Below are 15,043 nucleotides of genomic sequence, written 5' to 3'. Positions count from 1 at the left end.
CTTTGCGTGTGGGTAAAGGTGTTCAGAGGAAGTAAAAGCATCGGGGCGTCTGGTCGGAATAGACCGTTAATAACGCGCGATTAAGTCGACCTTTTTTGGTTTGTCCAAAATAATACCGGGAAATTGAACGCCACTGCTTAATAGAAATGATGGCTTGCCAGGAATGATCCACGAAATGATATTAATAACCCCTGATATTATCAGACTTTTACTAATAAAAGTCAGTTGCTAATATTGTAGGATTCATGCAACGTAACACCCCTGTGTGATTTATACCTGTCAGGCTTCAGATTGCCCGTGCGTTGGCGGCAATGGCAATTATCCAGGTATGGCATCCGGCCTCGATAATAACAGGCGTATAATATGCAGGGATATAGGGCTGAAATGAATCATCAGGCGCGACGGAAGATGCTGAGGTTTCTCGGGATAATCATGGTGGTGTTGCTTCCCATGATGTTAGCGCTATGGTTTGCCCAATTGCGAGCCGTATCCCAGACCAGTCATCAATTGCGTATATTCGCACAACTGACATTAGATAAAACTGAACTGGTTATTTTACAGGCTGACTTAGCGCGCGACGCCGCCGAACAGTATCAGGGACAAGCCTGTACCCCTGCACATCGGCAAAGAATGTTAAATATTATTCGTGGGCGTCTTTATATCAATGAGTTAATTTATGCGCAGGGTAATCGCTTTTTATGTTCAACGGTCATGGCACCGACCACGCCCTTTATTATGCCGGACGCTGAGTATAAACGAAAACCTGATGTCGCGATTTATTACTTCCGTGACACGCCCTTTTTTACAGGCTACAAAATGGCGTATATGCAGCGTGGCAATTACGTTGCAGTGATCAATCCCTTATCCTTCAGCGAAGTGATGACAGACGATCCGGCGCTTGCCTGGGGCGTTTTCGACACGGTTACCGATACGTTCTTTTCCGTCAGCGAAAAAGCGTGGGTTGCGGAGCTACTGCCGCTGGTGCGCCGCGGTCAGTCCGTGTTTCAGCAGGATGGCCGTTTTTACACGCTCGTTCATTCCGATAAACGCCCCATCGCGGTAATTGTTTCGACAACGACCGGTCGATTTTATCAAAATCTGTACCAGCAACTGCTCTTCACCCTTCCGCTTGCCGTGCTTTGCAGCATACTGCTGTTGCTGCTCTGGTCGCGGGCGCGTCGGCAATACAGGTCGCCGCCGCGGATGCTGCAGCGGGCGCTTAAACAGCGCCAACTGTGCGTACACTATCAGCCGATTATGGACATCAAAAATGAGAAATGCGTGGGCGCGGAAGCGTTGCTGCGCTGGCCTGGATACAACGGACAGGTCATGAGTCCCGCCGAATTTATCCCCCTGGCGGAAAAAGAGGGGATGATCGCGCAGATCACCGATTATGTGGTGGAGAACGTTTTCCGGGAGATGGGGGCGTTTCTGGCGGCAAACCCGTCGCTGTATATTTCGATCAATCTCTCCGCGTCAGACTTCCATTCTTCCCGACTGATTGCCCTGATCGCCAACAAAGCGCGTCAATACGGCGTGCTTGCGCAACAGATCAAAGTGGAAGTCACTGAGCGGGGCTTTATCGACGTGCCGAAAACTACGCCGGTTATTCAGGCGTTTCGTCAGGCGGGCTACGAAGTGGCGATCGATGACTTTGGCACCGGCTATTCCAACCTGCATAACCTGTATTCCCTGAAGGTGGATATCCTGAAGATCGATAAATCGTTTATCGACACACTCACCACGAACAGCACCAGCCACCTGATCGCGGAGCATATTATCGAGATGGCCCAAAGCCTGCGGCTGAAAACCATCGCGGAAGGCGTGGAAACGGCGGATCAGGTCAACTGGTTGCTTAAGCGCGGCGTACAGTATTGTCAGGGGTGGCACTTCGCGAAAGCGCTGCCGCCGCAGGCGTTCATCGACTGGCTACAGCAGCCGCCCGCACGTCTGATGTCGCGCGGGCAGTAAACTTACAGACGATGGCGGTAGTCGCTGGGTGTACGATCAAACTCCCGGCGAAAAACGCGGGAAAAGGTCTGTTGTGATACGTAGCCTAAATCCATAGCGATATCGAAGATGGGCCGCTCGGTATTACGCAACTCCACGGCGGCTAACAGCAGTCGGCGCTGGCGGATATAGTCGCCGAGCGTCTGGCGCATCACGGTGCGGAACATCCTTTGTAAATACCATTTTGAATAGCCTGATTTTTTCGCGACCACATCAATGTTCAGCGGTTGGTCGATATGTTCATCAATCCATTCAACAAGGGTCTGAATAATTTGCTGATGGGACATAGCGTTGCCTCTTTTTCAGGGTTCGATTCGTCTTTTGTCTGCGGGCGAGTATAATTCCTCAAGTTAACTTGAGGTAAAGCGATTTATGGAAAAGAAATTACCCCGCATAAAAGCCTTGCTGACGCCGGGCGAAGTGGCGAAACGCAGCGGTGTGGCGGTATCCGCGCTGCACTTCTATGAAAGTAAAGGGTTGATTAGCAGTACTCGTAACAGCGGCAATCAGCGGCGGTATAAGCGCGATGTGTTGCGTTATGTGGCGATCATTAAGATTGCCCAACGGATCGGCATTCCGCTGGCGACCATCAGCGAGGCGCTTGGGGTACTGCCGGAAGGCCATACGTTGAGTGCGAAGGAGTGGAAGCAGCTCTCTTCGCAATGGCGGGATGAACTGGACCGTCGCATTCATACGCTGGTGGCGCTGCGCGATGAGCTGGACGGTTGTATCGGCTGCGGCTGCTTATCGCGTAAGGATTGCCCGTTGCGGAACCCTGGCGACCGACTTGGTGAACAGGGTACCGGCGCGCGGCTGCTGGAGGATGATTAACGTTTTTCGCCGGCCCGGACCGCTAAGCGCATCCGGGCGACAGGATTACTGATTCTCAATCAACAGCGCTTCCAGCAAATCAAGGTCATGCAGCAGCTTTTGCAGGGTCTCATTGCTGATCTCACGCGTGGCGCGCAGGTGGTACAACTCCGCGCGTTCAGAACGCAGCGCGGCAAGGCGGAAACGACGCTCGAGGTTCTCTTCCTGTAGCGAACTTTCGACATCGTTGCGTCCGTCAGCGCGGCGACGCAGGTTACCGATGACCCGCGAACTCACTTCGGTCAGCAGTTGGTTGTCGATGTTCTCCTCGGTATCCGCCGCCAGGCGCTCTTCCATTTTCTGAATCGCTACTATCGCCACTTCTGCCGTTGCCGCGCGCGCGATGCGTTCCTCTTTCAGTTGCTGCGAATGGTCAGCCACTTCCAGATGTTGCAGCAGTATCGGCAGCATTATCACGCCAACGAACAGCGAGAACAGGATCACCCCGGCGGCGAGGAACACCAGTTCGTAACGCGCCGGGAAAACGTTGCCATCCGGCAGCAGCAGAGGAATGGAGAGCACACCCGCCAGCGTGATCGCCCCGCGCACCCCCGCGAAAGAGGCGATAAGAATTTCACGCGTGGTCCACGATCCAAACTCCATCGGTTTCTTTTTCAAAAAACGCATGCTGAATTTTTTCATCGTCCACAGCCAGCCGAAGCGCACCAGCATCAGCGCGACGTAAATCAGCACGATGTCGGTAAACAGCATCCAGATTTCGACGTTTGGATCGGCTTCCGCCGCCACCAGCGACGATTCGAGAATACCAGGCAGTTGCAGGCCCAACAGTAAAAAGACCATGCCGTTAAACACAAACTCCAGCATCGCCCAGGTACTGTTGGCGCGCAGACGCATGGCCAGCGGCGCGCGGCGCATGACGCCGGAACGGGTGATGGTCATCCCGGCGGCGACTGCCGCCAGAATTCCCGACACGCCGATGTGTTCAGCAATCAAGTAAGAGGCGAACGGCAGCAGGAACAGCAGCACGATCTGTGTCGCGGGTTCATCGCCGCCCCAGCGGCTAAGAAAACGCAGCGAACGCCCGTACAGCCAACTGACCACAAAGCCCGCGAGGATACCGCCAATCGCCACCTTAAGAAATTCCACGGTTGCGCCGCCAACGGTAAAGATCATTGTGCCCATCGCCACCGCGACGGCAAACTTCAGCGACACCAGACCAGAAGCGTCATTCATTAACGCTTCGCCCTGTAAAATGCCCATGATCTTCTTCGGAATACGTCCTTCACCGACGATGCCGGAAAGCGCCACCGCATCGGTTGGCGACAGCACCGCCGCCAGCGCAAAAGCGGGTATCAACGGGATGCCCGGCACCAGCCAGTAAATCAGAAAACCGATGCCGACAACGGTGACAATCACCAGCGCCAGCGCCAGACCGAAGATCTCTCGCCCGTGTTCAAGGAATTCGCGCGTCGGCGTCTTCCAGCCGTCGGCGAACAGCAGCGGCGGAATAAACAGAACTAAAAACAGTTCGGGATCAAATTCCACATGCAGACCAAATGTGGGCCATGCCAGCAGTGCGCCGATGGCAATCTGCATGAGGGGTAAGGGGAGCTGGAAGGGCAATACGCGCGTAAATACCCCGGACAGCGAGACCACAAGGGTCATGATGAGTATTGTGAAAAAAATTTCCATGCGTTCCCTGTTTGCGATGTTTTTTATGTGCCTGAGAGGCTTCGTGCCTCGATTTTACCTTTTTCAGAGTATCGCAAAAGACAACGAAATGTGCGGTGAAAATAAAAACGGGCGGCCAAAGCCACCCGTTTTCGGAATCACTTCGCGATCAAATCGCCCAGCCGCCCGCGTAGAACGTCACCAGCGCGATGGCGATCACCACCGTACCCACGTTCAGCTTGCGCCATTCGCCGGAAACCAGACGACCAATCACCAGCGTGGCAAAGCCGATCATGATGCCGGTAACGATATTACAGGTCAGCACGATGAACACCGCTGTGACCAGACCCGCCATCGCGTCGACGAAGTCGGCGAAATCAATTTTCGCCACGTTGCTCAGCATTAACAGGCCCACGTACATTAGCGCAGGCGCCGTCGCGTATACCGGCACCAGATAGGACAGCGGAGAGAGGAACAGGATCAGCAGGAACAGAACGCCGACGGTGATCGCTGTCAGGCCGGTTTTACCGCCCGCTGCCGTCCCTGCCGCGGATTCGATATACACCGCTGCCGGCGCTGCGCCCACCAGACCGGAGAACACGCTGCTCAGGGAGTCTGTGGTCAGCGCTTTTCCGCCGTCGATGATCTGGCCGTCTTTGTCGAGCAGATTCGCCTGCCCCGCCACGGCGCGGATGGTGCCGGTTGCGTCAAACACTGCGGTCATAACCAGCGCCAGCACGCTTGGCAGCACCACCGGATTCAGCGCGCCCATGATATCCAGGCTGCCAATCAGCGATTTGCCGTTTTCATCGCTCAGCGACGGCATCGCGAAAATGCCGGAGAATTTCACCGCCGGATCACAGATCAGCCCGACAATCGAAATACCAATGATGGTCAACAAAATGCCGCCCGGCACTTTCAGCTTTTCAAGGCCGAGGATTACCGCCAGTCCGACCAGCGACATGATCACCGGGAACGTTGCGAAGTCACCCAGCGCCACTGGCAGGCCATCCAGTGGGTTTTTGATTACCAGGCCTACGCCATTTGCCGCAATTAGCAGCAAAAACAGGCCGATACCAATACCGGTACCATGCGCGACGCCCTGCGGCAGATTGCGCAAAATCCAGCTACGAATGCCGGTCGCAGAGATAATGGTAAACAGAATCCCCATCAGGAATACCGCGCCCAGCGCCACCGGCACGCTGATCTGCTGACCGAGCACCAGGCTGAACGCGGTAAACGCGGTCAGTGAAATGGCGCAACCGATCGCCAGCGGCAGATTCGCCCACAGCCCCATAACGATGGAGCCTAACCCCGCCACCAGACAGGTCGCGACAAATACCGCGGCAGGCGGAAAGCCAGCTTTGCCCAGCATGCCCGGCACCACGATAACCGAGTACACCATCGCCAGAAACGTTGTTAACCCGGCAACCACTTCCTGACGGACAGTGCTTCCACGTTGTGAAATTTTAAACCAGGCGTCAAGTGAACCGCCGGTACGCGCTGAAGGCGTAGACATAGAAAACATCCCCTGAGAGTTTATTTTTCGTCTTTATGCGTGGTGGACAATCCACTGCCAGCGAAACGTCAATTCCCTGTGCTCTGTCGCGACAAAAGGGGAGTCGCAAAAAGCAAACGTTTAGCTCCGCGCATAAAAAAACGGGTAGTAAAAAAAAGCAAACGATTATCCAGCGATCATATGGCGATTTTCAACTGAACTTTGTCGCTTTTTATGCATTTCTTGCGTTAACGACGAAGAAATCATCAACTGATGCGCAAACGTTACCGTCGATGCGCAATCTGGCAACATAATTTGCGGTATCGTTTTGCCCATGCGCGGGGCACAGGAGACATTTTCGTCCTCACCCGCCGGGGATCTCAAAGGGGCCGCCCTGTTGAATCGCTCGCTGCCAGGCCGGACGCATTTCCACCCGTTTTTTCCATGCCTCGATGTGGGAGAGATTATCGATGCCGCCGCGCGCCAGTAGAGCAAACAGCGGGAAACTCATCTGAATGTCGGCCATGCTGAACGGTTCTCCGGCAAACCAGAGATGTTCGGCAAGGTGAGCGTCAATGAAACGCGCGTGGGTTTCCAGTTGTGGATTGAGATACGCTTTCTGCACGCCTTTTCCCAGCGCACCGCCCAGCGTGCGCAAGCCAAAGGGAACCGGCGGCTTGCCAAGACTGACAAAGACCAGTTTCATCAGCAGTAACGGCATGAGCGAACCTTCCGCATAGTGCAGCCAGAATCGGTACTGCCGCTTCTGTTCCGCGTCGGCGGGTTTAAATTTGCCTTCGCTGTCGTAGGTTTCCTGCAAATATTCAAGGATTGCACCCGATTCCGCAATGACGACGCCGTTATCCTCCACTACGGGCGACTTGCCGAGCGGATGCACTTTTTTCAACGCCGGCGGGGCAAGCAGGGTCTTTTCACGCTGGTAACGGACAATCTGGTAGGGCAGCGATAGTTCTTCCAGCGCCCAGAGAATGCGCTGGGAACGAGACTGGTTTAAATGATGTACCGTTAGCATGTGAGGCTCCTGTGAATTCATCTTCTTAACTATAGAAAATTGTGGAAGATGACGAAAAAAATTCGGCTAAAAAATCACCACGTCGGCTGGCAAACAGGCGGCCTCGGCATACACTTACAGTATCAACACAAACCGGAACCTCCACCACGTGCTCGAATGAGGGGTGTTGACGTCGGGGGAAACCCTCCCGTGAACTCAGCGGGATAGAGAGAAAGACAAAGACCGGAAAACAACTAAAGCGCCCTTGTGGCGCTTTAGTTTTTTGCCGGGTTGATGGTTTGCGATGCCCCTGCCCAGAATCCTTCGCAACATGAAAGCCACGCTTTGGCGCTATGGGAAAGGTAGACCCCTTCGCGCCAAATCATCCCGAGCTGCCAGCGCAGTTCGCTTTCCAGCGGGATCCAGCGCAGCGTGTTTTTATCCAGCCGTTCACAGATGGGCTCCGGTAGAATAGCAATGCCGACGCCTGCCTGTACCATCGCCGCAAGAAAATCCCACTGTCCGCTGCGTACCGCAATGCGCGGCTTGACGTTGCGTTCGCTAAAAAGCTGCATCAGCTGACGGCTCAGGGCGAAATCTTCGTTGTAAATCAGCAGCGGGTGCTCTGCCAGCGTTTCAGGGGAAACGGACTCACAGGTTGTCCACTGACCGGCACGGGGCGCCAGGACGCAAAGCGGATGGTTAAACAGCGGCAGGGTCGCCAGACCGCTTTCAGCTTCTATCGGCAGCGCGGTCATCGCCACGTCCAGTTCGCCATTCATCACCGCCTGTTGCACCGTCAGGCCGCCAAACTCCGCGACCTTCAGCTCGACGCCCGGATAGCGCTGGCGAAACAGACTGATAGGACCCGCCATCAACATGCCGACCATGGGCGGAATGCCTAACCGTAGCAGGCCTTTGTTGAGATGGTTGATGTCTCCCAGCTCCGCTTCCAGTTGGCGAAACTCCGCCAGAATCGCCAGCCCGCGCTCAAACACCACCCGTCCGGTGTCCGTGAGCAAAAGCTTGCGCCCGTCGCGGATCAGCAGCGTGCAGTTAAGCTCGTCTTCAAGATTTTTTAACATCTTGCTGATGGTGGGTTGCGTGACATACAACTTCTCCGCCGCGCGGGTGAAACTCTGCTGGCGCACCACCTCGACAAAATAACGCAGCGTTCTGATGTCCATGACTATTCCTTACGACTATGCCCGCAATGATTTTAATTCATTTCTTTCATCGACGGGCGCTCTCTATACTGGCGCTCCGAATTATTTTTCAGGACATCCCTTCATGGCTGTGGCGATACGCCGCATTACGCCTGTTGTCGTACAGCGACTTCAGGTTCCGGTTCAGGTTCTGCTGTACGCTGGTCTGTTTATCGTTGCGCAAAACCTTGTCTCCTGGCTGCATTTGCCGCTTCCGGCCAATCTGGTGGGCATGGTGCTAATGCTGGCGCTGATTGTGTGTCGGATCCTGCCATTGCGCTGGGTGCGGGCGGGGGCCCGCTGGCTGCTGGCGGAAATGCTGCTGTTCTTTGTGCCCGCGGTGGTGGCGGTGGTGAACTATGCGCAACTGCTGTTGATCGACGGCTGGCGTATTTTTGCCGTGATTGCGCTCAGCACCCTGATGGTACTCGGTGCGACCGCGTGGGTGGTGGACAAGGTGTATCGCTATGAGTTGCGCAGGTTAAATCGTGAGTAATTTTCAGCTTAGCGCGCTCTGTCTGGTCATCACACTGGTCATCTATTTTCTCAACAAGCGCCTGTATCGCCGCTTTCGCCGACTGCCGCTGATGCCGCTGGTGCTCACCCCGGCGCTGCTGGTGTTGATGCTGGTGTTTGGGCATATCTCCTGGCAAAGCTATATTGGCGAGTCGCACTGGTTATTGTGGCTGCTTGGTCCGGCGACCATCGCCTTTGCAGTGCCGGTCTACGACAATTTTGCCATCATCAAACGTCACTGGATGTCCCTTAGCGCAGGCGTGGTGACGGCAACGGTGGTGGCGGTCACCAGTTCGGTCTGGCTGGCGCGGCTGTTTACGCTCTCTGATGAAATCCAGCGCAGCCTGGCCGTTCGCTCGGTGACCACCCCGTTTGCGCTGGCGGCGGCGGAGCCTATCGGCGGACAGCCGGATCTGGTGGCGCTGTTCGTGGTGGTGACCGGCGTGTTTGGCATGGCGGTTGGCGATGCGCTGTTTCTGCGGCTGTCGATACGCGAAGGTATGGCGAAAGGCGCCGGATTCGGCGCGGCGTCTCACGGCGCAGGAACGGCGCGCTCCTACGAACTGGGGCAGCAGGAGGGCGTCGTCGCCAGCCTGGTGATGATGCTCTCCGGCGTCGTGATGGTGCTCATTGCGCCGCTGGTCGCGAAGCTGATGTTCTGACCAGCGGCGGTTGGGTTATGTCAGACGCGACGCCAGCGCAAATTCGTTAAAGTGGACCGGACGCTGCTGCTGCATGGAGAGGTTTCCGGCGATGCCGGTGAGGATCGACATCGCCCCGGCGCGGTGGTCGGCGGCGCGCTGAAGCGGGTCGTGTTTCACCTCGCCAAACAGATCGGCGAGCATCGCGTTGTCGCCGCCGCCGTGTCCGCCTTCGCCCAGCGTGAAGTCAGCTTTCCACGGCGCGGCAAACATTGGGAAGACGGTAATATCGCAGGTCTCGAGGCTGCCTTCGTTGGCGCGTTCGCCGCCAGCGTTAACGTACGATTTCTCGACGATCTTCATCTCCAGACGGCCTTTGCTGCCGTTAAAGACCACGTTCAGCCCTTCCCAGGGCAGATAAGTGTTCAGTGAATACGTCAGCTGTACGTCATTCTGATATTTCACCAGCACCGACATCGTATCTTCAATGGTAATGCCGTCGCTGAACACGCTCTGGTCGCGGAAGTAGCTATCCTCATGTTCCGCATCCAGATAGAGCGCTTTCAACTGCGGATTCTCTGCCATTTGCAGGGCAAAAGGGTCGTCTTTCGCCTGCGGGTAGCCGTGGGTACGGGGATAAAACTGCGTGACGCCGCGTCGTTCGGCGTTCTCTCTGCCATAAAAACGCAGGCCGCCTTCAGCGTAAACGCGCGCTGGCGTGCTGGCCAACCAGAAGTTCATCAGGTCGAAATGGTGGGTCGATTTATGCACCAGCAGGCCGCCGCTATTGCGCTTTTCGCGGTGCCAGCGACGAAAATAGTCTGCGCCATGCTCGGTGTTCAGCAGCCATTCGAAGTGGACGGAATAAACCTCGCCGATCGTGCCGTTCATCAGCAGTTCGCGCACTTTGCTGTGGTGTGGGGCATAGCGATAGTTGAAGGCGACGCGCACCTGGCGGCCTGTTTCTTCAATGGCATCCAGAATACGCAGGGCGCGCTTTTCGTCGATAGTCATCGGTTTTTCGGTGATCACGTCGCAGCCCGCATGCAGTGCCCGGACGATGTAATCATCGTGGGTGCGGTCCATGGTGGTAACGATGATAATGTCCGGGCGCGTTTCACGGATCATCTCCTCAAACTGCTGCGCTTTCCAGGTTGATACCGGCGCAGTGCCCTCTTTTTCCAGTAATGTGTTGGCGTAGTTCATCCGGGTCTGGTTGGTATCGCAGAAGGCAACCAGCCGGGCGTTCTCTTTCCATTGCCCGCCAATTGCCGAAATATACAATCCAGCGCGACCGCCGGTTCCCACCAGGGCATATTTCTTCATCGCATTCCCTTCTCTTAAAATGAATTAACGTGTTGATGTAATAAAAACAGCGTTTCACTCTTGTTTGGGTACTGTAGCGCTATCGCGGGAGATGGGTAGAACGCAGGAAGAAAAATGTGATCCCCGGCCATAAAGACCGGGGAGGGGGAGAGTGATTAATGGGCGCGGCCTTGTTCGACGCCGTATCCGGTCTGGGAACGGATAAACTGGGCGCGGAACTGCTCGCGTTCGCGGTTTCCTTCCGCTGAGTTATCGGTGGCCGAGAAGAACCAGATACCGAGGAACGCCACGGTAATGGAGAACAGCGCCGGGTATTCGTAGGGGAAGATCGCCTTTTCGTGACCGAGGATCTGTACCCAAATCGTCGGGCCAAGCACCATCAACACCACTGCCGTCAGTAACCCTAACCAGCCGCCCATCATCGCGCCACGGGTGGTCAGCTTCGACCAGTACATGGAAAGCAGGATGATCGGGAAGTTACAGCTTGCCGCGATGGCAAACGCCAGGCCGACCATGAAGGCAATGTTCTGGTTTTCAAACAGTACGCCAAGAATAATGGCGATGACGCCCAGCACCAGTACGGTGATTTTCGACACCCGCAGTTCTTCGCGCTCGGTGGCGCCTTTACGAAACACGTTGGCGTAGAGATCGTGTGAAACCGCCGACGCGCCCGCCAGCGTCAGTCCGGCCACCACCGCGAGAATAGTGGCGAAAGCGACCGCGGAGATAAAGCCGAGGAACAGATTGCCGCCGACCGCGTTAGCCAGATGCACCGCCGCCATATTGTTGCCGCCAATCAGTGCGCCCGCCGCGTCTTTGTACGCCGGATTTGCCCCGACCAGCATGATCGCGCCAAAGCCGATAATAAAGGTCAGAATGTAGAAGTAACCCATAAAGCCGGTGGCGTAGAACACGCTTTTACGCGCTTCGCGCGCGTCTGACACCGTGAAGAAGCGCATCAGGATATGCGGCAGACCGGCGGTCCCGAACATCAGACCAAGGCCCAGCGACAGCGCGGAGATCGGATCTTTTACCAGCCCCCCAGGGCTCATGATGGCGGTGCCTTTCGGATGAACCGCCATTGCTTCGGTAAACAGGTTATTGAAGCTGAAACCGACGTGCTTCATCACCATAAAGGCCATGAAGCTGGCGCCGAACAGCAGCAGCACCGCTTTGATGATCTGCACCCACGTCGTCGCCAGCATACCGCCGAATAGCACGTACATCATCATCAGCACGCCGACCAGCACCACCGCAATGTGGTAATTCAGACCAAATAACAGTTCGATGAGTTTGCCCGCGCCGACCATCTGGGCGATCAGATACAGCGCCACCACTACCAGCGAACCGCAGGCGGAAAGAATGCGGATCGGGCCTTGCTTGAGACGGTAGGAGGCTACATCGGCAAAGGTATAACGTCCCAGATTACGCAGGCGCTCGGCGATCAGAAACAGAATGATCGGCCAGCCCACCAGGAAGCCCAGCGAGTAAATCAGGCCGTCGTAGCCGGAAGTGAACACCAGCGCGGAGATGCCCAGAAAAGAGGCGGCAGACATGTAGTCGCCCGCAATCGCCAGCCCGTTCTGAAAACCAGTAATATTGCCGCCCGCCGTGTAGTAGTCGTTGCGCGAACGCACGCGTTTAGAGGCCCAGTAGGTAATTCCGAGCGTAAATACGACAAAAATCAAAAACATAATAATGGCCTGCCAGTTGGTTGGCTGGCGCTCTACTGTACCGCTAAGGGCATCCGCCGCGTTGGCCGCGAAGGGTAGTGTGGCGGCAAGCGCCGTCAGGACTCTCTTCATGATGCGTTAACCTCGTGCAGTACTGCATTATTAAGACGGTCGAATTCGCCGTTCGCCCGCCAGATATAAATGCCGGTCAGAATAAAGGAGATCAGAATGACCCCGACGCCAATGGGGATACCCCGGGTGACGCTGGTTCCCGCGTGGAGCGGCGTACCCAGCCAGCCAGGCGCGAAAGCAATCAGTAAAATAAAGCCGATATAAATCACCAACATGATGACCGACAGAAGGGTGGCAAACCGTTGCCTTTTTTCGACTAACTCCCTGAAACGCGCACTGTCTTCTATCCGCTGATAAATAGTGTCATTCATCACAGAGCTCTCCAGAGGCCCCCTGCGTCTTTCGCGCCACAGGTGCGTTGGCCGCACTTACCCACCCCAGTCGCCTGGTTCATTCTGCGACTGGGGATGTGTTCGTTTGCCGCCTTCCTGCAACACGAAATCCTTTGGGGGGTTTTATATATTCCCTCCCGATGAAGAGAGGGGTAAGGTCAGAAATGTCGGCCGGATAAAACGCTTCGCAGCGCCATCCGGCCTGTTCTCATTATGAAGGCATCGCGATAGCCTGCTTCTCTTCGAGCAGTTTCTCTACCACGCCAGGATCGGCAAGGGTCGAGGTATCGCCCAGATTGCTGGTATCGCCTGCCGCGATCTTGCGCAAAATACGGCGCATAATTTTGCCGGAACGGGTCTTCGGCAGGGAATCGGTCCAGTGCAGCACGTCCGGCGTCGCCAGCGGACCAATCTCTTTTCGTACCCAGTTGCGCACTTCCGCGTACAGTTCCGGAGAGGGCTCTTCGCCGTGGTTCAGGGTCACGTAGGCATAAATCGCCTGGCCTTTAATGCTGTGCGGAATACCCACCACCGCCGCTTCGGCGATTTTGGGATGCGCCACCAGCGCGGACTCAATCTCCGCGGTGCCCAGACGGTGACCGGACACGTTCAGCACGTCGTCCACGCGACCGGTGATCCAGTAATAGCCATCTTCGTCACGACGCGCGCCGTCGCCGCTGAAGTACATATTTTTAAAGGTCGAAAAGTAGGTCTGCTCGAAACGCTCATGATCGCCGAACAGCGTGCGCGCCTGACCCGGCCAGGAGTCGGTGATCACCAGGTTGCCCTCGGTCGCCCCTTCCTGTGGATTGCCTTCGTTATCCACCAGCGCAGGCTGCACGCCAAAGAACGGACGGGTGGCGGAACCGGCTTTCAGCTCTGTCGCCCCCGGCAGCGGGGTGATCATGAAACCGCCGGTTTCGGTCTGCCACCAGGTATCGACCACCGGGCATTTCTCATTGCCGATCTTTTTCCAGTACCACTCCCACGCTTCCGGGTTGATCGGCTCGCCAACGGAGCCGAGAATGCGCAGGGAGGAACGGTCGGTGCCCTCGATCGCTTTGTCGCCTTCCGCCATCAGCGCACGGATCGCGGTTGGTGCAGTATACAAAATCGTGACCTGATGCTTATCGACCACCTGCGCCATACGCGCTGGCGTCGGCCAGTTGGGCACCCCTTCGAACATCAGCGTCGTGGCGCCGCAGGCCAGCGGGCCGTACAGCAGGTAGCTGTGTCCGGTGACCCAACCCACATCGGCGGTGCACCAGTAGATGTCGCCCGGATGGTAGTCGAACACATATTTAAAGGTGCTCGCGGCATACACCAGATACCCGCCGGTGGTATGCAGCACGCCTTTCGGCTTGCCGGTAGAGCCGGAGGTATAAAGAATAAACAGCGGATCTTCCGCATTCATTTCAACAGGCTGATGCTCAGCACTGGCATTTTCAATGACGTCGCTCCACCACAAATCGCGGTTTTCCGTCCAGTCGATAGTGCCGCCGGTGCGCTTGAGCACAATCACGTGTTCGATGCTTGTTACGTTCGGATTTTTCAGCGCGTCGTCGACGTTTTTCTTCAACGGAATGCTGCGCCCGGCGCGCACCCCTTCATCGGCGGTGATCACCAGCTTCGAGCTGGAGTCGATAATGCGTCCGGCAACCGCCTCCGGCGAAAAACCGCCGAAGATCACCGAATGCACCGCGCCGATGCGTGCGCAAGCCAGCATCGCGACGGCGGCTTCCGGCACCATCGGCATATAAATCGCCACCACGTCGCCTTTTTTGATGCCTAACGCCTGCAGGGCATTGGCAAAGCGGCAGACGTCACGATGCAGTTCGCGGTAGCTAATGTGTTTACTCTGCGACGCGTCGTCGCCTTCCCAGATGATGGCGGTGCGATCGCCATTTTCCGCCAGATGGCGGTCAAGGCAGTTCGCCGCCAGGTTGAGCGTGCCGTCTTCGTACCATTTAATCGAGACGTTGCCCGGCGCGAAAGAGGTGTTCTTTACGCGTGTATACGGTTTGATCCAGTCGAGAATTTTGCCCTGCTCGCCCCAAAAGGTATCCGGCTCGTTAATTGATTGTTGATATTTTGCCTCATACTGCTCCGGGTTTATCAGGCAACGGTCCGCAATATTGGCGGGAATGGCGTGTTTATGTATTTGGCTCATGGCTTTTGTTCTCCTTGTAAGATGTT

At 56.1% G+C, this 15,043-nt stretch carries 13 protein-coding genes; 4 read left to right on the top strand and 9 right to left on the bottom strand.

Annotated elements, in window-relative coordinates; genetic code table 11:
* The first annotated feature begins 384 nt into the window (after positions 1 to 384).
* On the top strand, positions 385 to 1,971 hold the full coding sequence (locus APU02_RS14610) for an EAL domain-containing protein (RefSeq protein ID WP_060570395.1): 1,587 nt from the start codon (positions 385 to 387) through the stop codon (positions 1,969 to 1,971).
* Positions 1,972 to 1,973: 2 nt separating this feature from the next.
* Here the strand turns inward: APU02_RS14610 and soxS are convergent, their stop codons facing one another.
* Positions 1,974 to 2,297, bottom strand: coding sequence for a superoxide response transcriptional regulator SoxS (gene soxS, locus APU02_RS14605; protein WP_042291172.1), 324 nt, complete (start codon positions 2,295 to 2,297; stop codon positions 1,974 to 1,976).
* 85 nt (positions 2,298 to 2,382) lie between these two features.
* Here soxS and soxR point away from each other — a divergent pair, with 85 nt between their 5' ends.
* Positions 2,383 to 2,841, top strand: coding sequence for a redox-sensitive transcriptional activator SoxR (gene soxR, locus APU02_RS14600; protein WP_042291170.1), 459 nt, complete (start codon positions 2,383 to 2,385; stop codon positions 2,839 to 2,841).
* 45 nt (positions 2,842 to 2,886) lie between these two features.
* On the opposite strand, the gene APU02_RS14595 is transcribed toward soxR, so the two are convergent.
* The 4 genes from APU02_RS14595 to APU02_RS14580 form a co-directional block, all read right to left on the bottom strand.
* Positions 2,887 to 4,533 carry a Na+/H+ antiporter gene (locus APU02_RS14595; RefSeq protein WP_042291168.1) on the bottom strand — a complete coding sequence of 549 codons (1,647 nt, stop codon included), beginning with the start codon at positions 4,531 to 4,533 and terminating at the stop codon, positions 2,887 to 2,889.
* 148 nt (positions 4,534 to 4,681) lie between these two features.
* The gene (ghxP, locus tag APU02_RS14590; RefSeq protein WP_042291165.1) at positions 4,682 to 6,031 is read right to left on the bottom strand and encodes a guanine/hypoxanthine transporter GhxP; all 1,350 of its coding nucleotides are present in this window, start codon (positions 6,029 to 6,031) and stop codon (positions 4,682 to 4,684) included.
* Between the two features lie 343 nt (positions 6,032 to 6,374).
* A complete protein-coding gene (locus APU02_RS14585) occupies positions 6,375 to 7,043 on the bottom strand; it encodes a glutathione S-transferase (protein WP_060570394.1) in 669 nt (222 codons plus the stop codon).
* 254 nt (positions 7,044 to 7,297) lie between these two features.
* Complete coding sequence (locus tag APU02_RS14580) at positions 7,298 to 8,209, bottom strand: LysR family transcriptional regulator (protein ID WP_042291157.1); 912 nt, start codon at positions 8,207 to 8,209, stop codon at positions 7,298 to 7,300.
* Positions 8,210 to 8,312: 103 nt separating this feature from the next.
* On the opposite strand from APU02_RS14580, the gene APU02_RS14575 reads away from it, so the two are divergent.
* Together APU02_RS14575 and APU02_RS14570 are read left to right on the top strand one after the other, a co-directional pair.
* Entirely contained in the window at positions 8,313 to 8,723 is a 411-nt protein-coding gene (locus APU02_RS14575) for a CidA/LrgA family protein (RefSeq protein WP_060570393.1), read from the top strand.
* A complete protein-coding gene (locus tag APU02_RS14570; RefSeq protein WP_042291151.1) occupies positions 8,716 to 9,405 on the top strand; it encodes an LrgB family protein in 690 nt (229 codons plus the stop codon). Before APU02_RS14575 ends, APU02_RS14570 begins: the two co-directional genes overlap by 8 nt.
* 15 nt (positions 9,406 to 9,420) lie before the next feature.
* On the opposite strand, the gene APU02_RS14565 is transcribed toward APU02_RS14570, so the two are convergent.
* From APU02_RS14565 to acs, 4 genes are all read right to left on the bottom strand, one after another.
* The gene (locus tag APU02_RS14565) at positions 9,421 to 10,710 is read right to left on the bottom strand and encodes a Gfo/Idh/MocA family oxidoreductase (RefSeq protein WP_060570392.1); all 1,290 of its coding nucleotides are present in this window, start codon (positions 10,708 to 10,710) and stop codon (positions 9,421 to 9,423) included.
* Positions 10,711 to 10,865: 155 nt separating this feature from the next.
* Complete coding sequence (gene actP / locus APU02_RS14560) at positions 10,866 to 12,515, bottom strand: cation/acetate symporter ActP (protein ID WP_042291146.1); 1,650 nt, start codon at positions 12,513 to 12,515, stop codon at positions 10,866 to 10,868.
* Positions 12,512 to 12,826, bottom strand: coding sequence for a DUF485 domain-containing protein (locus tag APU02_RS14555; protein ID WP_042291143.1), 315 nt, complete (start codon positions 12,824 to 12,826; stop codon positions 12,512 to 12,514). The genes actP and APU02_RS14555 overlap by 4 nt, the downstream gene beginning before the upstream one ends.
* A gap of 232 nt (positions 12,827 to 13,058) precedes the next feature.
* Positions 13,059 to 15,017, bottom strand: a complete 1,959-nt coding sequence (gene acs, locus APU02_RS14550; protein WP_060570391.1) for an acetate--CoA ligase — start codon at positions 15,015 to 15,017, stop codon at positions 13,059 to 13,061.
* Positions 15,018 to 15,043 lie beyond the last annotated feature (26 nt).

The sequence above is a fragment of the Citrobacter sp. 50677481 genome, assembly GCF_001463265.1.
Classification (GTDB): domain Bacteria; phylum Pseudomonadota; class Gammaproteobacteria; order Enterobacterales; family Enterobacteriaceae; genus Citrobacter_A; species Citrobacter_A sedlakii.
The sequence above is the reverse complement of the archived record's forward strand: the minus strand, read 5'-3'. Positions and strand labels throughout refer to the sequence as shown.